At 74.1% G+C, this 25,762-nt stretch carries 20 protein-coding genes and 2 pseudogenes; 13 read left to right on the top strand and 9 right to left on the bottom strand.

The annotated features are described in order from the left end of the window. Positions 1-1,191, bottom strand: a complete 1,191-nt coding sequence (locus tag NI25_RS04910; RefSeq protein WP_061441265.1) for a zinc-dependent alcohol dehydrogenase — start codon at positions 1,189-1,191, stop codon at positions 1-3. A 199-nt stretch (positions 1,192-1,390) separates the two neighbouring features. Here NI25_RS04910 and NI25_RS04915 point away from each other — a divergent pair, with 199 nt between their 5' ends. Continuing rightward, the gene (locus NI25_RS04915) at positions 1,391-2,368 is read left to right on the top strand and encodes a DUF3048 domain-containing protein (protein ID WP_383515337.1); all 978 of its coding nucleotides are present in this window, start codon (positions 1,391-1,393) and stop codon (positions 2,366-2,368) included. 31 nt (positions 2,369-2,399) lie between these two features. Here the strand turns inward: NI25_RS04915 and NI25_RS04920 are convergent, their stop codons facing one another. Further along, the gene (locus NI25_RS04920; RefSeq protein WP_061441266.1) at positions 2,400-2,864 is read right to left on the bottom strand and encodes a MarR family winged helix-turn-helix transcriptional regulator; all 465 of its coding nucleotides are present in this window, start codon (positions 2,862-2,864) and stop codon (positions 2,400-2,402) included. Between the two features lie 209 nt (positions 2,865-3,073). On the opposite strand from NI25_RS04920, the gene NI25_RS04925 reads away from it, so the two are divergent. Genes NI25_RS04925 through pcaD form a run of 7 tightly spaced genes read left to right on the top strand, consistent with a single transcriptional unit; the run spans position 3,074 to position 9,576 of the window. After that, a complete protein-coding gene (locus NI25_RS04925) occupies positions 3,074-3,856 on the top strand; it encodes a CoA transferase subunit A (protein ID WP_061441267.1) in 783 nt (260 codons plus the stop codon). Further along, a complete protein-coding gene (locus NI25_RS04930) occupies positions 3,856-4,500 on the top strand; it encodes a CoA transferase subunit B (protein ID WP_061441268.1) in 645 nt (214 codons plus the stop codon). The genes NI25_RS04925 and NI25_RS04930 overlap by 1 nt, the downstream gene beginning before the upstream one ends. Next, entirely contained in the window at positions 4,497-5,699 is a 1,203-nt protein-coding gene (locus NI25_RS04935; RefSeq protein ID WP_061441269.1) for a thiolase family protein, read from the top strand. The genes NI25_RS04930 and NI25_RS04935 overlap by 4 nt, the downstream gene beginning before the upstream one ends. 18 nt (positions 5,700-5,717) lie before the next feature. Then, a complete protein-coding gene (gene pcaH / locus NI25_RS04940) occupies positions 5,718-6,491 on the top strand; it encodes a protocatechuate 3,4-dioxygenase subunit beta (protein ID WP_061441270.1) in 774 nt (257 codons plus the stop codon). 6 nt (positions 6,492-6,497) lie between these two features. Further along, positions 6,498-7,103, top strand: coding sequence for a protocatechuate 3,4-dioxygenase subunit alpha (gene pcaG / locus NI25_RS04945; protein ID WP_061441271.1), 606 nt, complete (start codon positions 6,498-6,500; stop codon positions 7,101-7,103). Beyond that, positions 7,100-8,452: a 3-carboxy-cis,cis-muconate cycloisomerase gene (gene pcaB / locus NI25_RS04950; RefSeq protein ID WP_061441272.1), complete on the top strand. Its 1,353-nt coding sequence runs from the start codon at positions 7,100-7,102 to the stop codon at positions 8,450-8,452. The genes pcaG and pcaB overlap by 4 nt, the downstream gene beginning before the upstream one ends. Beyond that, positions 8,449-9,576, top strand: a complete 1,128-nt coding sequence (gene pcaD / locus NI25_RS04955) for a 3-oxoadipate enol-lactonase (protein WP_061441273.1) — start codon at positions 8,449-8,451, stop codon at positions 9,574-9,576. Before pcaB ends, pcaD begins: the two co-directional genes overlap by 4 nt. 27 nt (positions 9,577-9,603) lie before the next feature. Here pcaD and NI25_RS04960 read toward each other — a convergent pair whose 3' ends face one another. Beyond that, positions 9,604-12,279: an ATP-binding protein gene (locus tag NI25_RS04960; protein WP_061441274.1), complete on the bottom strand. Its 2,676-nt coding sequence runs from the start codon at positions 12,277-12,279 to the stop codon at positions 9,604-9,606. Between the two features lie 262 nt (positions 12,280-12,541). On the opposite strand from NI25_RS04960, the gene NI25_RS04965 reads away from it, so the two are divergent. Then, entirely contained in the window at positions 12,542-13,582 is a 1,041-nt protein-coding gene (locus tag NI25_RS04965; protein WP_061441275.1) for a DUF2510 domain-containing protein, read from the top strand. 180 nt (positions 13,583-13,762) lie between these two features. Here NI25_RS04965 and NI25_RS04970 read toward each other — a convergent pair whose 3' ends face one another. Beyond that, entirely contained in the window at positions 13,763-14,377 is a 615-nt protein-coding gene (locus NI25_RS04970) for a TetR/AcrR family transcriptional regulator (RefSeq protein ID WP_061441276.1), read from the bottom strand. A gap of 230 nt (positions 14,378-14,607) precedes the next feature. Between NI25_RS04970 and NI25_RS04975 the strand changes: the two genes are divergently transcribed. Together NI25_RS04975 and NI25_RS04980 are read left to right on the top strand one after the other, a co-directional pair. Then, complete coding sequence (locus tag NI25_RS04975; RefSeq protein WP_061441277.1) at positions 14,608-15,414, top strand: phosphatase PAP2 family protein; 807 nt, start codon at positions 14,608-14,610, stop codon at positions 15,412-15,414. Beyond that, a complete protein-coding gene (locus NI25_RS04980; RefSeq protein ID WP_061441278.1) occupies positions 15,411-16,388 on the top strand; it encodes a hypothetical protein in 978 nt (325 codons plus the stop codon). The genes NI25_RS04975 and NI25_RS04980 overlap by 4 nt, the downstream gene beginning before the upstream one ends. 19 nt (positions 16,389-16,407) lie before the next feature. On the opposite strand, the gene NI25_RS04985 is transcribed toward NI25_RS04980, so the two are convergent. Further along, positions 16,408-18,471 carry a phosphocholine-specific phospholipase C gene (locus NI25_RS04985; protein ID WP_061441279.1) on the bottom strand — a complete coding sequence of 688 codons (2,064 nt, stop codon included), beginning with the start codon at positions 18,469-18,471 and terminating at the stop codon, positions 16,408-16,410. A 172-nt stretch (positions 18,472-18,643) separates the two neighbouring features. Between NI25_RS04985 and NI25_RS04990 the strand changes: the two genes are divergently transcribed. Continuing rightward, positions 18,644-19,945: an MFS transporter gene (locus NI25_RS04990; protein WP_061441280.1), complete on the top strand. Its 1,302-nt coding sequence runs from the start codon at positions 18,644-18,646 to the stop codon at positions 19,943-19,945. Positions 19,946-19,990: 45 nt separating this feature from the next. On the opposite strand, the pseudogene NI25_RS37230 reads toward NI25_RS04990, so the two are convergent. Together NI25_RS37230 and NI25_RS04995 are read right to left on the bottom strand one after the other, a co-directional pair. Then, positions 19,991-20,371, bottom strand: a pseudogene (locus NI25_RS37230) (hypothetical protein); the annotation flags it as partial. A 59-nt stretch (positions 20,372-20,430) separates the two neighbouring features. After that, positions 20,431-20,829 (bottom strand): annotated as a pseudogene (locus NI25_RS04995) (DUF4132 domain-containing protein); the annotation flags it as partial. Positions 20,830-21,363: 534 nt separating this feature from the next. Here NI25_RS04995 and NI25_RS05000 point away from each other — a divergent pair. Beyond that, the gene (locus NI25_RS05000; protein WP_158508434.1) at positions 21,364-21,969 is read left to right on the top strand and encodes a response regulator transcription factor; all 606 of its coding nucleotides are present in this window, start codon (positions 21,364-21,366) and stop codon (positions 21,967-21,969) included. Positions 21,970-22,106: 137 nt separating this feature from the next. Here NI25_RS05000 and NI25_RS05005 read toward each other — a convergent pair whose 3' ends face one another. Together NI25_RS05005 and NI25_RS05010 are read right to left on the bottom strand one after the other, a co-directional pair. Then, the gene (locus NI25_RS05005; protein ID WP_061441282.1) at positions 22,107-23,960 is read right to left on the bottom strand and encodes an ATP-binding cassette domain-containing protein; all 1,854 of its coding nucleotides are present in this window, start codon (positions 23,958-23,960) and stop codon (positions 22,107-22,109) included. Continuing rightward, the gene (locus tag NI25_RS05010) at positions 23,957-25,732 is read right to left on the bottom strand and encodes an ATP-binding cassette domain-containing protein (RefSeq protein ID WP_061441283.1); all 1,776 of its coding nucleotides are present in this window, start codon (positions 25,730-25,732) and stop codon (positions 23,957-23,959) included. Before NI25_RS05010 ends, NI25_RS05005 begins: the two co-directional genes overlap by 4 nt. Between the last annotated feature and the right edge of the window lie 30 nt (positions 25,733-25,762).

Consider the following 25,762-nt stretch of genomic DNA (forward strand, 5'->3'; position numbering starts at 1 on the left):
CTACGGCTTCATCAGGACCTTGACCGCGCCGTCCCGCTTCTTCTGGAACATCTCGTACGCCTGCGGCGCCTGCGACAGCGGCACGTGGTGGGTGGCGAAGCCGTCGACGCCGAGGGGGTCCTCGTCGGTCAGGTACGGGACGATCTCGTCGCTCCAGCGGCGTACGTTGGCCTGGCCCATGCGCAGCTGGATCTGCTTGTCGAACATGGTGAGCATCGGCATCGGGTCGGCCATGCCGCCGTACACGCCGGACAGCGAGATGGTGCCGCCGCGGCGGACCAGGTCGATCGCCGTGTAGAGGGCGGCGAGCCGGTCGATGCTGAACCGCTCCGCCAGGGGGCTGCCGATGGCCCTGGGCATCACCGCGGCGGCCTGCTGCACCAGCTTGGCCACGGCACCGCCGTGCGCCTCGGTGCCGACCGCGTCGACCACGGCGTCGGGGCCGCGGCCGCCCGTGCGGTCCTGGATCGCGGCGACGAGTTCCTTCTCGTTGTCGAAGGACCGCAGGTCGAACGTCTCCACGCCCCGTGCGCGGGCCCGCTCGAGCCGCTCCGGAACGAGGTCGACGCCGAACACCTTGTCGACCCCCTTGAGCCGGGCGATCCGGCACGCCATGTCGCCGATCGGGCCGAGGCCCAGCACGGCGAGGCTGCCGCCCTGCGGTACGGCGGCGTACTCGACCGCCTGCCAGGCGGTGGGCAGGACGTCGGAGAGGTAGACGAAACGGTCGTCGGCCGGACCCTCGGGCACCTTGATGGGGCCGTACTGGGCCTGCGGCACGCGCAGGTATTCCGCCTGGCCGCCGGGGATCGCGCCGTACAGGCGGGTGTAACCGAACAGAGGGGCGCCCATGCCCTCACCGGTGACCTGGGTGGTCTCGCACTGGGTCGGCAGCCCGGTGTCGCACATGTAGCAGTGTCCGCACGCGATCTGGAACGGCACCACGACCCGGTCGCCGGGTTTCAGACCGGTGACTTCCGGACCGACCTCCTCGACGATGCCCATCGGCTCGTGGCCGAGGATGTCGCCCGGCGTCATGAACGGCGTGAGCACCTCGTAAAGGTGCAGGTCGGAGCCGCACAGTCCGGACGAGGTGACGCGGATGACGGCATCCGTCGGCTCCTGAATCCTCGGATCGGGCACCTCCTCGACCCGCACGTCCCGCTTGCCCTGCCACGTCACTGCCTTCATCGCCCGCGCTCCCTCCGTCGCCGTGCGCGTCGTTCTGCGTGACGGCCGGGTACCCCGGGGCTCCCGTCGCCGAACCCGGCGGTCGTTTCGGCCGAACAGCGGATTATCTGCCTCGTTCCGTGTGCCATATCGGATTCATTCAGGTATGGCACTAAATGCTTCAAGAAGCGCACAATCAATGACACGGGATGGTGGACGGATGGCCGGATTGCGAAGAGGGACGCGCAGGGGGCGCTGCGCCGCACTGCTGACGGCGGCGGTGGCGGTCTCGCTGGCCGCGGCGGGCTGCACGGCGGGCCCCGGCACGAAGGACGACGGGCGGGCGACGGAACCGGAGCGGTCGCACAGCGCGGCCCCCGCGTCCGGACCGGTGCTCGCCGTGAAGGTCGACAACGTACGCGCGGCCCGTCCCCAGACGGGACTGGAGGACGCGGACGTCGTCTACGCCGAGCCGGTGGAGGCCGGGCTGAGCCGCCTCATGGCGATGTACGCCACCGAGCTGCCCGAGTCGGTGGGGCCGGTGCGCAGCGCCCGCGAGTCCGACCTGGAACTGCTCGGCCAGTTCGACCGGCCGGTGCTGGCGTTCTCCGGTGCGCAGAGCAAGCTGCTGCCGCTCATCGACAAGGCGCCGCTGCGCGCCGAGCCCGCGGACGAGGACTCCGCGGCCTACGTGCGCGACCGGAACCGGCAGGCTCCGCACAACCTCTACCTGCGACCGGACGAACTGCTCCCGAAGCCGTCGGGGGCCGCGGCCCTCACGACCGGGTTCACCTACGGCAAGGCGCCCGCGGGCGGGCGTGCCGAGTCCTCGCACACGGTGCGCTACCCCTCGGCGAGCTTCACCTTCACCTGGTCCGACAGCCGGGACCGGTGGCTGGTCGCCATGGACGGCAGCCCCGCCCGCACGACCGACGGCGGCCGGCTGGCCCCGGCCACGGTCGTCGTGCAGCACGTGACGGTGCGCGAGTCGGACTTCCGCGACTTCCGCGGCAGCAACTCGCCCTACGTCGAGTCGGTGGGCTCGGGGCACGCGGAGGTGCTGCGCGACGGGCGCGCCTACGACGCGACCTGGAAGCGCGGGGCGGCCGAGGACGGCACGACCTTCACGACCGAGGACGGCAAGCCGCTGAACTTCGCCGAGGGGCAGGTCTGGGTGGTCTTCGCGGGCCGGTCCTGAGCCGCGTACGCACTGATCCGCGAGTCCCCGGTCAGCCAGGCGCCGTCGTCGGCTCGGCCGGGTTGCGGAGCCCTTCCGCGGCGTCCGCGACCCGGCGCACGAGGTCGATGAAGACCGCCTGCTCGTCGGGGGCGAGCGGGGCGAGGAAGACCTGGTTCATGCGCGCGATGCGCACGCCCAGCCTCCGGTGGACGCGCAGGCCCTCGCCGGTGAGCCGGAGCAGGGACCGGCGGCCGTCCTGCGGGTCACGGACCTTGTCGAGCAGCCCGCGGCGGCCGAGGCGGCTGACCACCTCCGCGATGGTGGAGCGGTCCAGCCCCACCCGCTCCCCCACGGTGCGCTGATCCAGGCCCGGCTCGGCGACCAGTGCGTTGAGGACGGCGTACTGCGGCGAGGTGGTCTCCTCGGAGACCATCGTGTTCCACAGCAGGTAGTGCGCCTGCTGCAGCCGCCTGGCCAGGTGGCCGGGGTGGGTGGTCAGATCGACCGCTGCCATGCGCGCACTCCCGTGGTCATGTTCGTCGGTGCACTGACGATACACGGAACGAACACCGACCGCCCGGAGCGACCTCATACGATCTACCTCGCGTTTTCCGGGTCTTGACGCCCCGCCCGTCCGATGGCAGCGTGTGGAAAACCTCGCTGAAATACTCAGTGCCCTGACTATCTGATCCCGGGGCGCGTGGCAGAGATGGGGCTTCTCGGATGGACAAGGTGGTGGCCACGGCCGGTGAGGCGGTGGCCGACGTGCCCGACGGCGCGTCGCTCGCGGTGGGCGGTTTCGGGCTGAGCGGCGTGCCGAACGTGCTGATCCAGGCGCTGTACGAGCGCGGGACCGGCGGGCTGTCGGTGGTCTCCAACAACTGCGGGGCGATGGACTCCGGGCTGGCCGTCCTGCTGGCCGCCGGACGCATCGCCCGCGTGACCGGGTCATACATCGGCGCGAACAAGGAGTTCGCACGCCAGTACCTGGGCGGGGAACTGGAGGTCGAGATGATCCCGCAGGGCACCCTGGCCGAGCGGCTGCGGGCCGGCGGCGCAGGCATCCCCGCCTTCTACACCCCCGCCGGGGTCGGCACCCAGGTCGCCGACGGCGGGCTGCCGTGGCGGTACGACGGTTCCGGCGGCGTGGCGCTGGCCTCGCCGCCGAAGGAGGTCCGCGAGTTCGACGGGACGGAGTACGTCCTGGAGCGCGGCATCCGCACCGACTTCGCACTGGTCCGCGCGGCGAAGGGCGACCGGCACGGCAACCTGGTCTTCGCGAAGTCGTCCCGGAACTTCAACCCGCTGGCCGCGATGGCCGGACGGGTGACGATCGCCGAGGTGGAGGAACTGGTCGAGCCCGGCGAGATCGACCCGGACGCGGTGCACCTGCCGGGGATCTTCGTCCAGCGGGTGGTGGCGCTCACCCCGGAGCAGGCCGGCGACAAGAAGATCGAGCGGCAGACGATTTCCGCGCCTCCGGCACGAGGGACGGTGAGTTCCTGATGCCCTGGACGCGTGAACAGATGGCCGCGCGGGCCGCGCTGGAGCTGAAGGACGGCCAGTACGTCAACCTCGGCATAGGCCTGCCCACCCTGATCCCGAACTACCTCCCCGAGGGCGTCGAGGTCACCCTGGAGTCGGAGAACGGCATCCTGGGCACCGGCAGGTACCCGACCGAGGCCGAGGTGGACCCCGACCTGATCAACGCGGGCAAGGAGACGGTCACGGTCCGCCCGGGCGCCGCCTTCTTCGACTCGGCCCTCTCGTTCGGCATGATCCGGGGCGGGCACATCGACGTGGCGGTGCTCGGCGCGATGCAGGTCTCGGCTGCCGGCGACCTCGCGAACTGGGCCATTCCCGGGAAGATGATCACCGGGATCGGCGGCGCGATGGACCTCGTCCACGGCGCCCGCACGGTCATCGTGGTCATGACGCACACCGCCAAGGACGGCTCCCCCAAGATCCTCGGGGAGTGCGCCCTGCCGCTCACCGGCAAGGCGTGCGTCAACCGCGTCATCACCGACCTCGGCGTCCTCGACGTCACCGCCGACGGCCTGCTCCTGGCGGAGACCGCGCCGGGCGTGGACGTCGACGAGGTCGTCGCCAAGACGGACGCCGATCTCGTCGTAGCGGAGGGACTGAAGTGAAGGACGTCTACATCGTCGACGCGGTGCGCACCCCGTTCGGCAAGTACAACGGAGGCCTGGCGGGCGTACGCCCGGACGACCTGGCCGCGCACGCGATCCGTGAACTCCTCGGCCGCACCCCCGGCCTGGACCCGTCCCGGATCGACGACGTGTACTTCGGAAACGCCAACGGCGCCGGCGAGGAGAACCGCAACGTCGCCCGCATGGCCGCGCTCCTGGCCGGCCTGCCCACCACCGTCCCCGGCGTCACCGTGAACCGGCTGTGCGCGTCCGGCCTCGAAGCGGTGGTCCAGGCGGCCCGTGCCATCGCGGTCGGCGACGCGTCGGTAGCGCTCGCGGGCGGCGTCGAGTCGATGACCCGGGCGCCGTACGTACTGCCCAAGCCGGACCGTCCCTTCCCCGCCGGGCACACCGAGATGTACTCCACCACCCTGGGCTGGCGCATGGTCAACCCGGCGATGGACCCGCAGTGGACGATCCCGCTCGGCGAGTCGGCGGAGCTGATCGCCGACAAGCACGGGATCACCCGCGAGCGGCAGGACGAGTACGCCCTCGCCTCCCACCGCAAGGCCGCCCGCGCCCAGGCCGACGGCCTCTTGGACGCCGAGCTGGCGCCCGTCCCGGTGCCGCGCCGCAAGGGCGACCCGGTCGGCTTCGCCGCCGACGAGTGCGTACGCCCGGACGCCTCCCCGGAGGCGATGGCCAAGCTCGGGCCGTCCTTCCGGAAGACCGACGGCACGGTGACCGCCGGGAACGCCTCGCCGCTCAACGACGGTGCCGCGGCGCTGCTCCTGGCCGACGAGGAGGGCCTGCGGGCCACCGGGCGAGAGCCGCTGGCCCGGGTCTCGGCGACCGGCGTCTCGGCGACCGACCCGCAGTACTTCGGACTCGCCCCCGTCGAGGCCGTGAACCGCGCGCTGGCCAGGGCCGGCCGGAGCTTCGCCGACCTGGACGTGCTCGAACTCAACGAGGCCTTCGCCGCCCAGGTGCTCGGCTGTGTCGCCCAGTGGCCCGAGTTCGACCCCGCGATCCTCAACCCGCAGGGCGGCGCCATCGCCCTCGGCCACCCGCTCGGCGCCTCGGGCGCCCGCCTCGCCGGCACCGTCGCCCACCAGCTCGCCCGCAAGGGGAGCGGCACCGGCATCGCCACCCTCTGCATCGGCGTCGGCCAGGGCCTCGCCCTGGTCCTCGACCGCTAGTCACCCACGGGATCCCCCATGACTCTCACCCAGCACGACATCGACGCGGAGATCGCGGCCGAGCACGCGGCCTACGAGAAGCGGGTCGCCGACGGCGCGCCCGTCGAACACCACCCGCGCCGCGACTACGCCCCGTACCGCTCCTCGGTGCTGCGCCACCCGAAGCAGCCGCCGATCGCCATCGACGTCACCAAGGACCCGGAGCTGGTGGAGCTGTCCTCCCCCGCCTTCGGCGAACGGGACATCACCGAGACCGACAACGACCTGACCCGGCAGCACACCGGGGAGCCGGTCGGCGAGCGCATCACCGTCTCCGGCCGCCTCCTCGACCGGCACGGCAGGCCGGTGCGCGGTCAGCTCGTGGAGATATGGCAGGCCAACTCGGCCGGGCGCTACGCCCACCAGCGCGAGCAGCACGACGCGCCGCTGGACCCGAACTTCACGGGCGTCGGCCGCACCCTGTCCGACGACGACGGCTTCTACCGCTTCACCACCGTGCAGCCCGGCCCCTACCCGTGGCGCAACCACGTCAACGCCTGGCGGCCGGCGCACATCCACTTCTCCGTGTTCGGCTCGGCGTTCACGCAGCGCCTGGTCACGCAGATGTACTTCCCGAACGACCCGCTGTTCCCGTACGACCCGATCCTGCAGTCGGTGACGGACGACGCGGCGCGCCAGCGGCTGATCGCGACGTACGACCACAGCCTGTCGGTGCCGGAGTTCTCGCTCGGCTACCACTGGGACATCGTGCTCGACGGCCCGAACGCCACCTGGATCGAAGAAGGACGCTGATCCGCCATGACGAAGATCGACACCAGCAGCCCGGAGCAGGTGCTGCCCACGCCGTCGCACACGGTCGGCCCCTTCTACGGGTACGCGCTGCCCTTCCGCGGCGGCGAGGACATCGCGCCCGCCGGGCACCCGGACACGGTCACCGTGCACGGGTACGTCTACGACGGCGGGGGCGACCCGCTGCCGGACGCCCTGCTGGAGCTGTGGGGGCCGGACAGTGAGGGCAACGTACCGACCGCCGACGGCTCGATGCGGCGCGACCCGGCCTCCGGCGGCTTCCTGGGCCGCAACGGCGTGGAGTTCACCGGTTTCGGGCGCATACAGACCGACGCGAACGGCCACTGGTACGCGCGGACGCTGCGGCCGGGGGCGCGTGGGCGGAGCGCGCCGTACCTGAGCGTGTGCGTCTTCGCGCGCGGGCTGCTCGTGCACCTGTTCACCCGGATCTACCTGCCGGGCGACGAGTCGGCGCTCGCCGCCGACCCGCTGCTGGCCCGGGTGCCGGCCGGGCGCCGCGACACGCTGATCGCGGCGGACGAGGGCCACGGGACGTACCGTTTCGACATCCGCCTTCAGGGCGAGGGCGAGACGGTCTTCCTGGAGTTCCGGTGACACCACCTGCCGAACCCGCCGGCACCGACGCCGGCACGAGCCTGCTCGCCCCCGGGTGGGCCGACTCGCCGGCCGCGTCCGCGACCGGTGACCGTGCGTATCTGCGGGCCCTGCTCGACGCGGAGGCGGCGCTGACCCGCGCCCAGGCCGCGCTCGGGCTCGTCCCGGCCGAGGCCGCGGACGCGGTGAGCGCGGCCGCGGCCGACCCCGGCGCCTTCGACGCGCGCTCCCTGGCCGAGCGGGCGAGGGGCGGCGGGAATCCGGTCATCCCCCTGGTGGCCGACCTGACGAAGGCGGTCGGCGACCCGTACGGACCGTGTGTGCACCGGGGCGCGACCAGCCAGGACATCCTGGACACGGCGACGATGCTGGTCGCCGCCCGCACCCTGGACCTGCTGCTGCCCGATCTCGCCCGTACGGAACGCGCGCTGGCGCGGCTGGCCGCCGAGCACCGGGACACCCCGATGCCGGGCCGGACCCTCACGCAGCACGCCGTGCCGACGTCCTTCGGGCTGAAGGCGGCCGGATGGCGTGCGCTGGTGCTGGACGCACGGGACCGGGTCACGGCGGTGAGGGACGCGCTGCCCGCTCAGCTCGGCGGTGCGGCGGGCACCCTGGCCGCCTTCGAGGCGTACGGCGCGACGGACCCGGTCGGACTGCCTGCGGCGTACGCGCGTGAACTGGGCCTGCGGGAACCCCTGTTGCCCTGGCACACGCTGCGCACTCCGGTCGCCGACCTGGCCGGCGCGCTCGCCTTCACCGCCGGGGCGCTCGGGAAGGTCGCCGTGGACGTGCTCACCCTGTCCCGCACCGAGATCGGCGAGGTCGCCGAGGGCAGCGGCGGCGGCTCGTCGGCGATGCCGCACAAGGCCAATCCGGTGCGGTCCACGCTGATCGCGGCGGCCGCCCGGCGCGCGCCGCAGCTCGCGGCCACGCTGTACGGCTCGCTGGCCGCCGAGGACGAGCGCCCCGCCGGGGCCTGGCACGCCGAGTGGGAGCCGCTGCGGGATCTGCTGCGGCTGACCGGCGGCGCCGCCCGTGACGCCGCCGAGCTGACCGAGGGGCTGCGGGTGCGCCCGGACGTGATGCGCGCCCACCTCGGTCTCACGCACGGGCTGATCGTGTCGGAGCGGCTCTCGGCCGAACTGGCGCCGGTGCTCGGCCGGGCCCGCGCCAAGGAGCTGCTCACCGAGCTGGCCGCGCGTACGTACGCCGAGGACCGACTCCTGGGCGAACTGCTGGCCGAGGTACCGGAGTTGCGCGACCTCGATCTGACCTCCCCGACCGACCCCGCTCGTTACACGGGTGCCGCCGGCGCCCTCACCGACCGTGCTCTGGAGCGACGTTGACGACCCTGCTCAACCACCTGTCCGAAGGCCCCGGCTCCGCTCCCCCGCTGCTGCTGGGCCCCTCGCTGGGCACCTCGTACGCGCTGTGGGACGCGGTGGCGCCCGAGCTGTCCGTCGGGCACCGGGTGATCCGCTGGGACCTGCCGGGTCACGGGGGTTCGCCGGCGGACCTGATCGGGCCCGGCGCCACCGTCGGGGACCTGGCCGAGCTGGTGCTCGCGCTCGCCGACTCGCTCGGGGTGGAGCGTTTCGCCTACGCCGGGGTGTCCCTGGGCGGCGCGGTGGGCCTGCACCTGGCCGTGCACCACCCGGAGCGGGTGTCCTCGCTGGCGGTCGTCTGCTCGTCGGCGCACTTCAACGGCGCGCGGCCGTGGCGGGAGCGGGCCGCGCAGGTGCGCGAGGAGGGGCTGGCACGGCTCGCCCGGAGCGCGGACGCGCGGTGGTTCACCCCGGGGTTCAGGGTGCCGCGGCTGGTCCGGGACCACCGGGAGGCCGACCCGGGCGCGTATGCCGCCTGCTGCGACGCGCTCGCCGCCTTCGACCTGCGGGGCCGGGTCGGGGAGATATCCGCGCCGACGCTGCTGATCGCCGGGCGCGAGGACCCGGCCACGCCGCCCGCGCATCTGCGGGAGCTGGCCGACGCGGTGCCGGGCTCGACGCTGACCGAGATCCCGGGTGCCTCGCATCTGGCGCCGGCCGAGCGGCCGGAGGCGGTGCTCACGGCGCTGCGGGCCCACTTCGGCGGCGGGGCCGGGCGGGGCATGGCGGTGCGGCGCGAGGTGCTGGGCGACGCGCACGTGGACCGGGCGCAGGAACGGCAGACGCCGTTCACGGCCCGCTTCCAGGACTTCATCTCCCGCTACGCCTGGGGCGAGATCTGGACCGACGAGACGCTGTCGCGCCGTGAGCGCAGCATGGTCACGCTGACGGCGCTGGTCGCGCACGGCCACTACGAGGAGCTGGCCATGCACGTGCGGGCGGCGCGGCGCAACGGGCTGACGCCGGACGAGATCGGTGCGGTGCTGCTCCAGACGGCGGTGTACTGCGGGGTCCCCGCCGCGAACTCGGCGTTCGCGACGGCCCAGCGGGTGCTGGCCGAGGAGGCGGACGGCGCCGGGCGGTGAAACCCCCCGGCGTGCCCGGGCCGGTCCTCAGCCCGCGTGTCCCACCGCCAGGGCCTCGCGGGCGCGGGCCACGAGCCCGTCGGCGCCGCACGAGTCGGCCAGCGCCAGTCCCCGGTTCAGCTCGGCGGCCGAGCGGGCGGCGATGCCGTACTCCACGCGGGCGGCGGCGTGCTCGTACTGGCAGGGCGAGGCCTCCAGGTAGGTGACGGCCTGGGCGGCCAGCCGGACCGCACGCTGGCCGGTCTCCAGGGCGGCGGCGCAGCGCAGGGCCTCTCCTATCGCCGTGTCCGTGCCGAAGCGCTCGGCCTGGCGGCGGGCGTCGGTGGCCAGCCGGGCGGCGCGGCCGGGGTCCTCGCCGGCCAGCGCCCGGGCCAGTTCGGTCGCCCAGGGGACCACCACCGGGTTGTGCCGGCCACGGGCGGCCGCCGCCTTCTCCGCGGCCTCCAGTTCGTTGACGCCCTCCTTGGTGCGGCCGGTGGCGATCAACAGGCGCCCGCGGACGGGGCGCGGGTCGGGCAGCACGATCGTCGACGGGTACGGCGGTGCGAAGCCGTACTGTTCGGCGACGGTCCGGGCCTCTTCGACATGGCCGCGGGCGAGCAGGGTGTCGACCAGGTTGCAGGTCGCCGACCAGTACAGCGGCAGCCCGCGGCCCACGCGTTCGGCGATGCGCAGGGACTCGCGCAGCGACTGCTCGGCCTCCCTGAGGCGGCCCCTCCTGCGGTGGCCGAGGCCGACGTAGGCGTGCGCGAGGGCGAGGTGGCCGCCGCTCCAGCCGGCGCTTTCGTAGGCGCGCAGGGCCTCCGTGAACAGGGCCTCGGCGCGGTCCAGCCGGTCGGTGTAGGCGTAGGAACTGGCCAGCATCATGGGCAGTTCCAGGCCCCACTCGGTGTCGGTCCAGCCGAGCCCGGGAGCGAGGCGGCCGTTGACGAGGGCGCGGTCGCACAGCTCGACGACCTCTTCGGCACTCTCGCCGTGGGTCATGGCGTCGAAGCCGCGCAGGATGAGCAGGGCCCGTTCGGCGTTGTCGCGGCCGGTGCAGCCGGCGGCGAGTTCGGCCAGGCGGGCGGAGCGGTGGGGCGAGGAGGTCTCGCCCGCGTGGATGCCCTCCCACATGTACTGGGCGGCCTGGAGCCGCAGCCGCGCGGAGGGGTCGGGGGTGCGGGCGGCCTCCGCCTCGACGGTGCGGACGGCCTCCTCCAGCTGGTCGTTGTGAAGCAGGGCCTGGGAGAGCCGGAACACGGCGTCGACCCGCTGCTCGCCGTCGAGTCCCGGCATGGCGAGCGCGGTGCGCAGGTGACCGATGGTGGTGGCGGGCGCGGTGAGGAGCGTGGCGCAGCCCAGTTCGAACAGCACGCGCGCGTGGGATGCCGGCAACGGCGGTTCCTGCAGGGCGCGTTCGAGGCAGCGGCGGGCCGCGTCGGGGGCTCCGACGGCGAGGTGTTCGCGGGCGGCCTCGCGCAGCTGGGCCACGACCTCCTGGTCGTCGTCGGGGTGCACCTTGAGCAGATGGCGGGAGGCGGCCGCGGCGCCGAGTCCCGAGTCGGTGACCAGCTGGGCCGCTATGCCGTGCATCGCCGTGCGCAGGGCGTCGGGGATGGAGTTGTAGACGGCGGTGGCGATGAGCGGGTGGACGAACTCCAGCTCGTCGGCGCCCGGTTGCCCGGCGTCGTCCGGTACGGACAGGATCCGGGCGCCCCGGAGCAGTTCGGCGCAGCGGGCGGCGTCGGCGCGGTCGAGGGTGGCGAGCCTGGCCACCATGTCGACGGTGATGCCGCCGCCGAGGATGGCCGCCGCCCAGGCGAACCGGGTGGAGTCGACGCCGAGTTGCTCCAGGCGGGCGACGAGGCCACCGCCGCGGGCGGAGCGGTTCAGGTCGCGCAGTTCGGCGGCTTCCGCCTCGACGGGTTGCAGTTCGCTGTCCTGGACCTTGGCGAGGAGTTCGACGGTCTCGTAGGGGTTGCCGCCGGTGACGGCCCACACCTCGCGGCAGAACGCGGCCTCGGCGTGCTCGCCCAGGGTGGCGCGGGTGAGTCCGGCCGTCGCGTCGGGAGTGAGGGCGTTGAGCGGGCCGAGCGGCCGGCCCATGGCGCCGGCCGCGTCCAGGTGGCGGGCGTTGTCACCGCTGACGTCGCCGGGGCGGCGGGCGACGACGACCAGGACGGAGGTCTCGTCGAGCCGTTCGGCGAGCGCGGCGAGCCAGCGCAGGGTCTCCTGGTCGGCCCAGTGGGCGTCGTCGATCATCAGCACCAGCGGCCACTCACGGCGGGCGAGCCGGCGTACGGCGGCGACCAGGCCGTCGCACACGCCCTGCGGGTCGGCCTGCCGCTCCCCGGGGTCCGCTATGCCGAGGGCGGGTCCGGCGATGTCGTACCAGTCGCCGAGGTACTCGCGGGCCTCCTCGGGGAGCATGGACACCAGGGCCGGCTGGAGGAGTTGGCGCACCACGTTGAAGGGGACGGACCTCAGGGTCTCGCCGCCGCGGGCCGACCAGACGGTGCAGCCCCGGGCCTCGGCGATGCGGCGGGCCTCCGCGAGCAGCGCCGTCTTTCCCACTCCGGCCTCGCCACGAGCCTCCAGCAGGGTGCCGGGCGACGAGCGGTCCGCGCACAGGGTGTCCACCGCGCGCGTGATGGTGGCGACCTCCTCGTCGCGCTCCCAGAGGGAGGCCGAGGCGGTGCCCGCCCGCCGTACCTCCGTCATCCCGCTACCTCCCCGAGTCGCCCGAATGACGTACAGAGCCTGAGCCTAGCCCTCGGATCGCGCAAGTGGTGGGTGCTGTGCCGACCAGTTGCCGTGACGGGTGACATGCGGTAAAGCGCGAACGACGCGGCGGGCCCGTCATCTGCGGCGGTGCGGTCGGGTGCCCGTCAACCCCCCGCGGCACGGGGTGCCGTACCGGCCGGTCCGGTGGTACGGGCGGGCCTCTCATCCGGCTTTCACCGACGCCTCATACGGTGGGCACATGACGCAGGCGACTCCTCCCGGGTGGTACCCCGACCCCGGACAGAAGAATGACGGTCCCGCCACCGAGCGCTGGTGGGACGGCACCGCGTGGACCGACCAGGTGCGCCCGGCGGGAGCGGCCGCCGCATGGACTCCGCCCGCGCAGCCGCCGTTCCAGCCGCCGGTGCAGAACGCCGCGCCCGGGCCGTATCCCGTGCACCCGGGGTATGCGGGCTTTCCGGTCCAGCCGCCGCCGTCGGCGCGACGGCGGCGGCTGCGTACCGGCATAGCCGTCGCGGCGGCCGTGGCGGTGCTGGCCGGTATCGGGGTCGGCGTGTACGCGCTCACCGACGACGGTTCGGGCGGCGACAGCGCGGCCGGCGCGCAGCAGGACCGGCCCGGTCCCGGCGACCGGAACGACCCCTTCGGCGACTCGGGCGGGGGCAACGGCGACAAGGACGGCGGCGAGGACAACCCGTGGCCCTCGCCCTCGTCCCCAGACTCCTCGGAGCCGCCCGAGGTGGACAGCGGCTCGGTGACGGACCCGCTCAGCGGGATCAGCCTGCCCATTCCGGACGGCTGGTACGGGCAGGAACTGGAGATCGGCGCGCAGATCACGTCGGACGACTCCTACAAGTGCCCCGGCGACACCTCCAAGACCTGCACCAAGGGCGGCGCCTACTCGGCTCCGGCGAGGCTGCTTCAGTCCGGGGGCGACACCGCCGAGGAGGTCGCGAAGGCCGACATCGCGGCGAACGCCGAGCAGTCCTACGGCCAGGACTCCTACGGCAAGATCACCTCGCACGACGAGCTGGCCTCCAAGACGGTCACGGTCGCCGGGCAGAAGGGCTACCTGGTCCGCTGGAGGGTGGTCACCGCCAAGGGCTCCGACGGTTTCGTCGAGTCGCTGGCGTTCCCCTCGCCCGCACGGCCCTCGCAGATCGTCCTCGTCCGTTTCGGTGTCGACGTCGACCAGAAGCAGGCGGTCATCGACGAGATCACCGAGGGCATCGAGGTGGACACCTCCGGCGGCGGGGGTGGCAGCGGCCAGGACGTCTGACGCGTCGGCCCCGGCCCGCGGCCCCGTCCGAGGCCGCGGGCCGGAAAGCTGTCGGCCGGGCGGGGCGCCCTTCCGCTCAAAGGGTGCCCCGCCCGGCCGGGGGTGCGCGCCGCCCCCGTCCCCACGGTGCGGCGCGGGCAGGTCACCGTCCAGTCATCCCGTGGACGGCGACCTGGGTCTTCAGGGGAGGCCGAGCGCCGGCAGCACGACGGCCTCCACGAACCGGACGAGGTACGCCGCGTCGGCCTGCTTGCCCTCCAGGACGGGGCGCATCCGCAGCATTCCGAAGAGCTGCGCGGGCACGTACTCCAGCGCCGGATGGCCGGCCGGGACCTCCCCCCGGTCCACGCCGCGCGCGAGGATCCCCCGGAGCGCGGCGATCTCCGGCTCGACGAGCGCCTCGCGCAGCGCGCACTTGAGCTCCGGGTCCTCCATGACCGCGTGGCCGAGCGCCTGGAGCAGCCCGGTGTCCTTGCCCGCCCCCTCGCCCGCGGCGGCGGCCGCCCGGCGCAGGTCCTCGGCGAGCGACCCGGTGTCGATGCCGGCGAAGCGCACCCGGCTGTTGGAGCGCAGGGCGGCGGCGACGAACTGGGGCTTGGTCTTCCACTGCCGGTAGAGCGTGGACTTGCTGCACCGGGTGCTGGCGGCGATGCCCTCCATGGTCACGGCGTCGTAGCCGCAGGAGCGGAGCTGGTCGAGCACGGCGTCGAAGAACTCCTGCTCACGCTCCGGCGTGATCTTGGAGCGGCGCGAGGTGCCGACCGTTTCCGGTCGGTCCGCGTCCTGCGACGTCATCGGCTCCGCTCCTTCTCTCCCACTCGCGCCGTCTCGCGCTTCTCCCGCGCACGCAAGCCGTGATCCGGCCCCGCACCCGGTGTGTCGCATGTCTATCGATACGCCAGTGTACCGGTACACCACCGTATCGGTACACTGGCGTATCGGAACGAGGTCGTATCGATGAGAACCGTCACACGCCCCCGTACCCGATGAGCCGCACGCACCACCGTCAGCGAAGGGGCCGGGGGATGAATGCCCGCAGCGAGCCTGCAGAAGCGGGGCCGGACGCGCCCGCGCGCCCACCGCTCGTCCGTGAGCTCCTGCTCGTGGCCGGGCTCTTCCTCGTGTACAAGTTCGGCCGCCGGCTGGCGACGGGCCACACCGCGGAGGCCTTCCGCAACGCCCATCACGTGTGGGACTGGGAGCGCGTGCTCCGCCTGCCGGACGAGGGCACGGTGCAGGACCTGCTCCTGCACGGCGACACGCTGATCCACGTGGCGAACACGTACTACGCGGCCGTCCACTTCCCGGCCACCCTGGCCTTCCTCGTCTGGCTCTACCTGCGCCGGCCCGCGCACTACGTCTGGGCCCGCCGGGCCCTGGCCGCCGTGACCGGCGCCGCGCTCGTGCTGCACCTGCTTTTCCCGCTGGCCCCGCCGCGCATGCTGGGCGCCACCGGCCTGCTCGACACGGCCAGGGCCTTCGGCCCCTCGGTGTACGGCCCGCCGCGCACGGACTCGTTGTCGAACCAGTTCGCGGCGATGCCCTCCCTGCACTTCGGCTGGGCCCTGATGCTGGCGATCGGTCTGATCGTCGCGACGCGCACGCGGTGGCGGTGGCTGTGGCTGCTGCATCCCCTGGTGACGCTGCTGGTGATCGTGGGAACGGCGAACCACTACTGGCTCGACGTGATCGTGGCCGCGGCCCTGCTCGGCCTCGCGCTCGCGGTGCATCGGGTGCCGCAGCGCCCGGGGTGCGCCCTGCCCCGTCGCCGGCCCGAGGCCCGGCGGCGGTCCTCGGCCGACCGGCCGGAGCTGGTCGGGGCGGGCCGGTGAACGCCGCGCTCGTCGCCGTACTGCTCTCGCTCGTCTCCGCCTGCGCCTACGCCGCCGCGGCCGTGGCCCAGGAACGGCTGGCCTCGCGCGCCTCCGGCGCCGGTCCGCTGCGGATGCTGGCCTCCGGTGCCTGGTGGTGGGCGGTCGCGCTCAACGCCTCGGCCGCGCTGCTGCACGTCGTGGCGCTCAAGTACGGCCCCCTCACCGTGGTCCAGCCGCTCGGCGCCCTCACGCTGGTCGCGGCGGTGCCCCTGGGGGCGCGGCTGGCGGGCCGGCGGGTGAGCGCGATCGAGTGGCGGGGCACCGGGCTGACGCTGCTGGGTCTCGGCGCGCTACTGCTCACCGCGTCCGGGCCCGCGCCGGAGGACGTCCTGAGCGTGCCGGAGGCGCTGACGGTGTCCGGCGCGACGGCGGCCCTGATCGGCATGCTGTCGTGGCCCGGCACCCGGCCGGGACTGCGCCACGCGACGGCGTCCGGCATCGCGTCCGGCGTCGCCTCGGCACTCACCCAGACCGTGACGGTCGCCGTCACCGACCGGTCGGGTCCGCTGCTGAGCGTCCAGGTGATCGGCGTGGCCGTACTGGTGGCCGCCTTCGCCGCGGGCGGGCTGCTGCTGTCCCAGACCGCGTACCGGGGTGGTCTGGGCGCCCCGCTCGCGGTGGTGACCCTGGCCAATCCGGTGGCCGCCGCGGTGATCGGCCTCTCCCTGCTCGGCGAGCGACTCAGGGGCGGCGCGGGCGGCGTGCTCCTCGCGCTGACCGGTGCTGCGCTGGCCGCCTGGGGAGTCCTCCAGCTCAGCCGGGCGACGCCGGTCCCGGACCGGCCCGAGCCGGCCGGCGCACGGCCCGCACCCGCCGGGCCGGCGCGCGGCGCGCCGACACCGGAACCGGAACCGGAGCGACCCGGGCGGGTGGGTGCCGTGCCGGCGCCCCGGCGGCCGGGATCGAAGCCGGGGCACCTCACACGGCTCTGACGCCTGTTCCGGGCCCGCCTCAGTCCGTGACGATCGCCGGGTCGCTGACCCCCGGCCGGCCGTTCTCCACGTGCCCGGCGAAGCGGCGCAGGAAGGCGGGGTCGGCCTCGGAGGTCACCGTCACGTCGTACCAGCGGCGGCTGCGCGCGAGGTCGACGGTGTGGTGCACGGTGGCACCGGGGCGGACGGCGACGGTCCGGGAGCGGCCGTCGTGGGCGTCTGCGATCCGGAGGCGCACGGTGCCGCTGCCGGGGTTGGTGAGGGTGAGCCGGAGGTCGTCGCCGCGGTGCCGGGCGGTGGCCTCGGGACCGGCGGGACCGGCGGGCTCGTTCGAGCCCCGGAAGACCCGCAGGAAGCCGGCCGGACCGTGCACGGTCAGGTCGTAGGAGCCGGCGGAGTACGCCGAGTTCCAGGTGTCGGCGAGGCTCTTGCCGGCCTCGGTGGTGTACGTCCAGGGACCGTCGGTGCGGTTGCCGGAGGTGACGAGGAAGGCGGCCCCGGCCCGGGCCCCGGAGGCGAAGGCCAGCGTGAACTTCCCGGCTTCCGTGTCGACGGCTCCGTCCACGTACGGGTCGTACCGCAGCGGGCGGGTCGGTCGCGTCCCGCGCTCCTGCCGGGGCATGCCGGGCTCCGCGGGCGGCGTCGGACGGTAGTCCGGGTGGCGGTCGCGGTCCGGCGGCTCGTAGGCGTCGGTGTCCGGCAGCCGGGCCGGCCGGCTGTCCGTGCGGGAGAAGTCGAAGGCGGAGGTCAGGTCGCCGCAGACGGTACGGCGCCAGGGTGAGATGTTCGGCTCGTGGACGCCGAAGCGGCGCTCCATGAAGCGGATCACCGAGGTGTGGTCGAAGGTCTCGGAGCAGACGAAGCCGCCCTTGCTCCACGGCGAGACGACCAGCATGGGCACGCGCGGACCCAGCCCGTAGAAACCCTCGCGGTGGGTGGCGCTGCCCTCGAAGACGTCCAGGGAGACGTCGACGGTGGAGCGGCCCTGCGCGGCGGACTTCGGCGGCAGCGGCGGCACCACGTGGTCGAAGAAGCCGTCGTTCTCGTCGTACGTGATGAACAGGGCCGTCTTCGCCCACACCGCGGGGTTGGAGGTGAGCGCGTCCAGGACCTGGGAGATGTACCAGGCGCCGTAGTTCGAGGGCCAGTTGGAGTGCTCGGAGAAGGCCTCGGGGGCGGCTATCCAGGAGATCTTCGGCAGCTTGCCCGCCCTGACGTCGGCACGGAGCCGGTCGAAGTAGCCCTCGCCGCTCTTCGCGTCGGTGCCGGTGCGGGCCTTGTCGTACAGCGGGTCGCCGGGCTTCGCGTTCCGGTACTTGTTGAAGTACAGCAGGGAGTTGTCGCCGTAGTTGCCGCGGTAGGCGTCGTCGATCCAGCCCCAGTGGCCGGCCGCGTCGAGGCCGTCGCCGACGTCCTGGTAGATCTTCCAGGAGATCCCGGCCTTCTCCAGCCGCTCGGGGTACGTCGTCCAGTCGTAGCCGAGTTCGTCGTTGCCGAGGACCGGGCCGCCGCCCGCGCCGTCGTTGCCGGTGTGACCGGACCACAGGTAGTAGCGGTTGGGGTCGGTGGAGCCGATGAAGGAGCAGTGGTAGGCGTCGCAGACGGTGAAGGTGTCGGCGAGCGCGTAGTGGAAGGGGATGTCCTCGCGGGTCAGGTAGGCCATGGTGGTGGTGCCCTTGGCAGGCAGCCAGCGGTCGTACTTGGCGTTGTGGTAGGCCTCCTGGCCGTCGGACCAGCCGTGCGGGAGCCCTTCGAGGAACTGCATGCCGAGGTCGTCGGCCTCCGGGTGGAACGGCAGCACCTCCGTGCCGTCGCCCTTGCGCTGGTGCCACACGGACCGGCCGTCGTCCAGCCGCACCGGGTGCGGGTCGCCGAAGCCGCGGACGCCGCGCAGCCGGCCGAAGTAGTGGTCGAACGAACGGTTCTCCTGCATCAGGACGACGATGTGCTCGACGTCCTCGATCGACCCCGAGCGGTGGTTCGCCGGGAGCGCGGCGGCCCGGTCGATGCTCGCGGACAGGGCGCTGAACGCCGTGGTGGCGCCCGCGAGTTGGAGGAATCTGCGCCGGTTCACTTCGGCCATGGGAGTGAGGGACCTCTCGCCTTGGGGGGGTTCAACCGGCCGGACGGTGCCGGGTGATGACGGATTGCGCGCGAAAGGAGTGTTCCAGGAGCAGCAAACGTCAGGGAAGGGTCCGGTGGCGCTCGTGTGAAAGTCACCGGTACGCGAGGTGTGCCGGGCCCGCCGTACGGGGATGGTCGCGATCATGACAGGCATGGACACGGACGCACCGCCAACCCCGACCCGCCGGCCCGTACGCCAGCTCCTCGCCGCCTCGGTGGGCAACGCCGTGGAGTGGTACGACTGGTACGCCTACACCTTCCTCGCCACCTACATCGCCGACCAGGTCTTCCCCGACAGCGCGGACAACTCCCTGGTGCCGCTGCTGTCGACGTTCGCCGTGTTCGCGGTGGGCTTCTTCATGCGGCCCGTCGGCGGGCTGCTCATGGGCGCGATCGCGGACCGTCGGGGGCGGCGCGCCGCCCTGACCGTCACCATCCTGCTGATGGGCGGCAGCAGTCTGCTGGTCGGGCTGACCCCGACGTACACGGCGGCCGGCCTGCTGGCCCCGGTGGTCCTCGTGGTCGCGCGGCTGCTCCAGGGACTGTCGGTGGGCGGTGAGTTCGCGGCCTCGACGACCTTCCTGGTGGAGTCGGCGGGGCCGGGCCGGCGCGGGCTGTTCTCCAGCTTCCAGTACGTCTCGACCACGGCGGGGCAGCTGGTGGCGTCCGGGATCGCGACGCTGCTGGTGGACACGCTGAGCGAGGACAGGATGAACGGCTGGGGGTGGCGGATCCCCTTCGTGTTCGGCGCCGTCCTGAGCCTGGTCGGGTTCTGGATCCGGCAGGGCGCGCAGGAGACCCGCAGCACCGAGCAGCAACGGGCGCCGCGCCCCGGCCTGTTCGAGGCGCTGCGCCGCCATCCGCGCGAATCCCTGCTGATCTGCGGCATCACCGCGGGCGGCACCATCGCCTATTACACGTGGACGTCGTACCTGCCGACGTACGCCGAACTCAACGCGGGCGTCGCCAAGTCGGACGCGCTGCTCGCGGGGACGGTCTCGCTGGCCTTCTTCGGGCTGCTCCAGCCGCTCGGCGGCATGCTCTCCGACCGGTTCGGGCGCCGTCCCCCGCTGCTCTTCTTCGGCGTGGGGTTCGCGCTGCTGAGCGTGCCGCTGCTGCACTCCCTGCGCGACTCCTTCGCGGTGCTGCTGCTCGTGCAGTGCGCCGGAATGGTCCTCCTGACCGGCTTCACCTCCATCAGCGCCGCCGTGAACGCCGAGGTCTTCCCGCCCCGGGTGCGGGCGGCAGGCATCGGCTTCCCCTACTCCCTCACGGTGGCGCTGTTCGGCGGCACGGCGCCGTACGTGGGCACGCTTTTCAAGGACCTGGGGCATGCGGGGCTCTTCCCCTGGTACGTCGCCGTGCTGTGCCTGCTGTCCTCACTGGTGTACCTGAGGCTGCCGGAGACGGCGCACAAGGAACTGGAGCGCTGACGGCCCGGGACGGCCGTGGCGTCGGCCGTCCCCTCCGCGCACACGTCAGCGGCGACGCTTGCGCGGTCGCGGCACCTCCAGTGCCTCCAGGCGCGGCCCCCGGCCGTCCCGGACGCGCTGCCAGGCCTCGCGGTACAGCCCGGCGACGGGCCGGGTGGGCACGATCACTCCCAGGACGGGTGACTCGCCCTCCGGCAGGCCGTACAGCGGCAGCTTCCACCGCTCCAGCGGAAGGTGCCGGATCGGCGGCTGGGTCCAGCCGCCGGGCAGGAACAGCGTGCGGCCGGCCTTGGAGCGGCTGCCCTCGACCACGAGGTCGGTGGCGGCGGGCTCGGCGCGGGCGGCACGCAGCCTGGCCGTTCCTCCCCGCCGGGTGCCCTAGCCGGTCCAGCGGGCGGTGTCGCGGTCGGCGGGGTCGGGCAGGGCGCCCCGGTGGGCCTTCCACCAGCCGGGCGGCGCCTCGAGGGTGCCGGGCAGCGGCAGCATCTCGCGCAGGCGCCGTGCGGGTTCACCACCCGCAGCTCGTCCGTCTCGTCGGCGGCGCGCAGGAAGCCGACCTCGCCGGGGCCCGCACCGGCCACGACGAGGTCACGCAGTGCCGCCCGCCAGGCCTCGTCGGGCCAGACCCGCACGAGCAGCCCGGTCGGCACGGGCAGTGAGGACACCATCCAGTTGGTCACCTGTGCCGCGCAGTCGGCGGCGTGCCGGTCCAGCCACTCGGCGAGGCGCTGGCGTTCGACCGCCTCGGGACGGTCCCGCGTCTCCGCGGGCAGGGTCCGTTCCGGCTTGCCCTCCGCCGGGGACGTCGGCGACGCGGCCCGCGCCACCACCCGGCCCTCCACCAGAGCGACTTCACAGGTGCGGCCCACTGCCAGCCAGCCCATCCGCGTCTCGCCTCTCCCCGCCACCAGGCCGCCAGGACCAACGGCACGGCATGCGGAACCCTGAATCGACACGCTCTGCCGTGCGTTGGCCAAAGGCTGGGGGCACCCGCTGACAGCGCCCGCACCGGACGGCGCGGTGCGTTTCGCGCCAGATTGGGCGACGGCGTTTTTCGGCCGGGCCCGACAGCGGCCCCACTCCGGTCGGTTCGGCCCGGGCCGGCGGGCGCTCCGGGTCGCGGGGGACGGCACCGGCCCTGGCCAGGACGCCAGGGCTCGGGACGCGGGACGGCCGCGCGTCACCGGCGCCCGCACACGTCGGCACCGTCCGCGGATTGGTGTGTTATCCGCCCTTCTTCGCTCCGGCCCGGGTCCCGTCCGTGCGCCGAACAGGGCCCTGACGACGGCGGATTGACTCCGATGCGGTTCGCACGCGCGTACGCGTCGTGTTCCACCGACCCGGATGGGGGCACATGGCCGGTGGCGCGGGGGTGCGCGGAGAGCCCGGCGGTCCGAACGGACCGCCGCTGACAAGGGGTGGGGGAGATGGTTCGCATTGTCGTGGTGCACGACGAGAAGCTGCTGCGGTCGGCACTGGTGCAACTGCTCAGGTCGGACAGCACGCTGGAGGTGTCCCCGCAGTGCGCCGACGCGACGAGGCCGGAGGGTGACGCGTTGCCGGCCGACGCCTGTGTCGTGGACGGAGAGTGCCTGACGGGACCGGAGGACGGACGCGCCGCGCTCCTGCGCGACCGGTACGGAGACCGGCTGGTCGTCCTGGCCACCGCCAAGCGGCCCGGAGTGCTGCGCCGGGCGTTCGACGGGGGTGCCCTCGGGCTGGTCGACAAGAACGCCCCGGCCGACCGGCTGATCACGGCGGTGCACACGGTCGCCAAGGGTGAGCGCTTCCTCGACGAGACGCTCACCGTGGCCCTGCTGAAGGGTGCGCAGATGCCGCTGACGACGAGGGAGCTGGGCGTGCTGGCCCTGGCCTCGCAGGGGGCGCCGATCGCCGAGATCGCGGCGCGCCTGCACCTGTCCCGGGGGACGGTCCGCAACTACCTGGCCACGGCGGTGCGGAAGGTGGGGGCGCGCAACCGGGTCGACGCGATCCGGATCGTCCAGAGCGCGGGCTGGACCTGACGCGGGCACGTCCCCGTCCACGGGGCACGCGGCGCCGGCCCGCGGTCGCGGCCGGCGCGGGGGTCACGCGCGCCGGTGGCCGTCGGGCTCGCGCGGTCCAGGACCCCTCAGAGGCACCCGTACCGGGCCCGGCACGGTCACGCGTGCCAGTGGCCCGTCAGGTCCCGGTAGAGGGGCGACCGGGCCAGGAGTTCGTCGTGCGTGCCGCACTCCGCCCGCTCGCCGTCCAGCACCAGGGTGCGGTCGGCGCGGACCGCCGAGGACAGGCGGTGCGCCACCACGAGCAGTGTGCCGGGCCGTCCCGCGAGGACCTCCTCCGCGCGGGCCTCGGAGGCCGGGTCGAGATGGCAGGTGGCCTCGTCGAGCAGCAGCAGGGGGGCCGGTGAGAGGTACGCGCGGACCAGCGCGACCAGCTGCCGCTCCGCCGGCGAGAGTTCGGCGGGCCGCACCGGGCCGTCCGGTCCGCCCAGGCGCTCGACCAGGGGGCCCAGGCCGAACGCCTCGACCGCCGCCTCGAGTTCCGCCCGGCACACGTCCGCGTTCAGGTAGGCGAGGTTGTCGCCGACGGTGCCGGAGAACACGTAGGCCTCCTGGGGGACGAGCACCCGCAGGGTGGCCAGCTCGACGGCGGGGCGCCCCGTCACCACCCTTCCGGCCACGCGCACCTCTCCCCGGCTCGGCGCGAGCGTCCCCGCGACGAGGCGGGTGAGCGTCGACTTGCCAATGCCGCTCGGCCCGACGACGGCCAGGTGTTCACCGGGGGCGACGCGCAGGTCGAGCGAGTCGAGTACGGGTTCGGCCCGGACACCGTAGGACAGGGTGACGGACCGCAGGTCCACAGCCGGGACCGCTGCCCGTGGCACCGGGGGCTCGCCGCCGGCCGGTGCACGGACGCCGGTGTCATGCCCCTGGACCGGGCCGCGGTTCCCGGCGGTGCTCCCTTCGTAAGCCGCCGCCGGTGGGCCCGTGGCGCCCTGCCGCGCGCCCAGGATCCGGTCGAGGACCACCAGCAGCCGGGCTCCGGCCGCGCCCAGCGCGGTCATCAGCGTGTGCAGGGCCGGCAGGAGGGACTGGACGAGGTAGGTGAAGGCGCCCAGCAGCGCGCCGGCGCTCACCCCTCGGCCGCGCAGCCACGGCACGGCGACCAGCAGCGCGAGCAGGGGCAGATGGCCCGCGACACCGAGCGCCGCCGTGCGCGCCGCCGTCCATCCGGCCAGTGTCCGTGCCTGGGCCGCCGCTTCGGCGACCAGGTCCTCGCCGCGCCGCTCCGCCGCGGGTCCGGTCCCGCAGGCGGCGAGGTCCCGCAACGCCGCACTCGAGCGCGCCGCGTGGTCGCCCAGTGCTTCGTCGGCCGCGAGCGCGCGGCGTTGGGCGGCCGCCATGGGCCGCAGCGTGCCGAGGAACAGCGCGAGACCGGCCACCAGCGGGGGCAGGACCACCACGAGCAGGGCCGGGTGCAGGGACAGCAGCCCGAGCAGGGCGCCGACGGCGGTGAAGACGAACGAACGCAGGGTGAGGACGAGTCCGGCGAAGCTGTCCCGGGCGATCTCGGCCTGGTTCGTCAGCCGCGAGACGGCCGCCCGGTCCGTCCCGCCGGGCGTGCCCCGGAGCGCCCGGGCCATCGAGCGGTCGACCGCGTGCCGCACCAGCGCGTCGCGCAACGGCTCCGTCAGCCCGGAGAGCTGCGCGAACACGCCCCGGACGACCGGGGCGCCGGACAGTACGGCGACCAGGGCGACCGCGAGCCACAGCAGCCCCCGGCGCGGATCACCGGCGAGGAACCCGTCGTCGACGGAGCGGGCGACCGCGTGGCCCACCAGGAACGCCTGCCCGGACTCGGCCAGCGACCAGAGCGCGAGGCGCACCAGCACGCCCTTGCGGTGGGCGAGGAAGCGACCCGCGGGCGGCGCGAGGCGGCGCAGCGCGCCCGCCCCGGTGTCAGGGGAAGCGTCGTCGGGGGCCTGCGCAGGGGGGTGGCCGGCGGACGTCACGGACGTGCCTGTTCGGGCTCGGGCCGGCGTGCGCTCTCCGCGCCCGGCGTCTCGGCCCCGGGGCCGCCGGTGACCGCGCCGAAGACCGCGCGGTAGTCGGCCGTGCGCCACAGGTCGCGGTGTGTGCCGACCGCGCGCAGGCGCCCCCGCTCCAGCCAGAGCACCAGGTCGGCCCGGTCCGCCACCGAGGGGCGGTGCGCGACCACGAGCCTGGTCCCGGGGCGTACCGAGTGGCGCAGTGCCAGGTTCACCTCGTACTCCGTGGCGGTGTCCAGACTGGACGTCGCGTCGTCCATCACCAGCAGACGCCCGGCGTGCGCGAACGCCCTCGCCAGTCCGAGACGCTGGTGTTCCCCGCCCGACAGGGGGGCCTGCGCCAGCGGGGTGCCGTAGCCGTGCGGCAGCCGCCGTACGAAGCCGTCGGCGCCCGCCGCGCGGGCCGCTCGGCGCACCTGCTCCCCCGTCGGCCGCCGCGCCCCGGTGGCGACCGCTTCGGCGACCGTGCCCTCACCGAGCACGGGGCGTTCGAAGGCGTAGGTCACCTCGGTGCGCAGCGCCTCGCGCGTCAGCCGGTCGAGCCGGACGCCGTCCAGCAGCACATGTCCCTCGTCCGGGTCGGTCAGCCGCCCCGCTACGGCCGCGAGGACGGACTTGCCCGATCCGCTGCGGCCGACCACGGCGACGGTGCTGCCGCCCGGCACGCGTACGCGGTCGACGCTCAGGACCAGCCTGCCGTCACGCACCACGCGCACCCCGCGCAGTTCCAGCTCCCCCGGGCCGTCCGGGGGCAGTGACCGCGTCCCGTACCCCTGCGCGGGCATCCGTTCCAGCTCCAGGGTCCGGTGCCGTGCCCGACGGGCTCGTACGATCGCCCCGAGCAGTGACGCGGCACCGCCGACGCCGGCGGTCAGCTGCGCGTACCGGCCGACGGCGAGCAGGTCGCCCACGCTGAGTTCACCGGCCGTCAGGCGCAGTCCGCCGACGGCGGTGGCGGTCAGTGTCAGCGCCGGGAGCAGGACGGCGCTCCTGCCGAGGGCCCGTCCGTGCAGTGCCCACATGTGCCGGCCCTGGGCGGCCAGTTCCGTCAACGGGGCCAGAACGCGGGCGCGTTCCCGGTCCGCGGTCCCCGCGGCAGCGATCGTGGCCGTGCCTTCCAGGGTTTCGAGCAGCCGGGACGCGATCAGGGCCTGGGTGCGCTGGTAGGCGGCGACCGTGGCGCCCGTGTCGCGGGCGAAGGAACGCAGCACCAGCGCCAGGGCGGGCAGACCGGCCAGCACGCAGAGCGCCACCCACACGTCGACGAAGGCCAGCGCCGCGAGAGCGCCCAGCGGGGTGATCAGCGAGGCGGCCAGCGCCGCACGGGCCGCCGGGGCGCCGCCCGCGTCGGCGGCGTTGAGGGTCAGCCGGGTGCCGACGTCCCCCGGCGGGTGGGGCCGGGCGTGCTCGGGTACGGCACGCAGCAGTCCGTGCAGGGCGCGGGAGCGGACGGACGCCGTCCACGTGGCGTTGCAGCGGCCGGTGAACAGTGAGGTCGCGCTGTCCAGCAGCAGTTCGCCCAGGAGCAGCCCGGCGCTCGCCGGGAGCCACCGGCCCGCGTCGCCGTCGCGCAGCAGCAGGTCCAGGGTGCGGCCGAGAACGAGGGGCTGGGCCACGGCCGCCAGGGCCGCTCCGACCGAGCACAGCAGTACCAGGGCTTCCAGCGTGCGCCCGGGTGCGGAGCCGTCGGTCCCGTTCCGCTCCCCGGGTGCTCGGCGCACCGCCGCCCTCGTCATTCGCACCTGCCGAACCTCCGTACGTCCCGC

It is taken from the genome of Streptomyces sp. CCM_MD2014, assembly GCF_000772045.1.
In the GTDB taxonomy this organism is placed as follows: domain Bacteria; phylum Actinomycetota; class Actinomycetes; order Streptomycetales; family Streptomycetaceae; genus Streptomyces; species Streptomyces salinarius.

What these genes read in the sequence shown, in the direction of transcription:
- NI25_RS04910 (WP_061441265.1), bottom strand. Translation starts at nt 1,191, where the DNA reads ATGAAGGCAGTGACGTGGCAGGGCAAGCGGGACGTGCGGGTCGAGGAG.
- NI25_RS04915 (WP_383515337.1), top strand. Translation starts at nt 1,391, where the DNA reads ATGGCCGGATTGCGAAGAGGGACGCGCAGGGGGCGCTGCGCCGCACTG.
- NI25_RS04920 (WP_061441266.1), bottom strand. Translation starts at nt 2,864, where the DNA reads ATGGCAGCGGTCGATCTGACCACCCACCCCGGCCACCTGGCCAGGCGG.
- NI25_RS04925 (WP_061441267.1), top strand. Translation starts at nt 3,074, where the DNA reads ATGGACAAGGTGGTGGCCACGGCCGGTGAGGCGGTGGCCGACGTGCCC.
- NI25_RS04930 (WP_061441268.1), top strand. Translation starts at nt 3,856, where the DNA reads ATGCCCTGGACGCGTGAACAGATGGCCGCGCGGGCCGCGCTGGAGCTG.
- pcaH (WP_061441270.1), top strand. Translation starts at nt 5,718, where the DNA reads ATGACTCTCACCCAGCACGACATCGACGCGGAGATCGCGGCCGAGCAC.
- pcaG (WP_061441271.1), top strand. Translation starts at nt 6,498, where the DNA reads ATGACGAAGATCGACACCAGCAGCCCGGAGCAGGTGCTGCCCACGCCG.
- NI25_RS04960 (WP_061441274.1), bottom strand. Translation starts at nt 12,279, where the DNA reads ATGACGGAGGTACGGCGGGCGGGCACCGCCTCGGCCTCCCTCTGGGAG.
- NI25_RS04965 (WP_061441275.1), top strand. Translation starts at nt 12,542, where the DNA reads ATGACGCAGGCGACTCCTCCCGGGTGGTACCCCGACCCCGGACAGAAG.
- NI25_RS04970 (WP_061441276.1), bottom strand. Translation starts at nt 14,377, where the DNA reads ATGACGTCGCAGGACGCGGACCGACCGGAAACGGTCGGCACCTCGCGC.
- NI25_RS04975 (WP_061441277.1), top strand. Translation starts at nt 14,608, where the DNA reads ATGAATGCCCGCAGCGAGCCTGCAGAAGCGGGGCCGGACGCGCCCGCG.
- NI25_RS04985 (WP_061441279.1), bottom strand. Translation starts at nt 18,471, where the DNA reads ATGGCCGAAGTGAACCGGCGCAGATTCCTCCAACTCGCGGGCGCCACC.
- NI25_RS04990 (WP_061441280.1), top strand. Translation starts at nt 18,644, where the DNA reads ATGGTCGCGATCATGACAGGCATGGACACGGACGCACCGCCAACCCCG.
- NI25_RS05010 (WP_061441283.1), bottom strand. Translation starts at nt 25,732, where the DNA reads ATGACGAGGGCGGCGGTGCGCCGAGCACCCGGGGAGCGGAACGGGACC.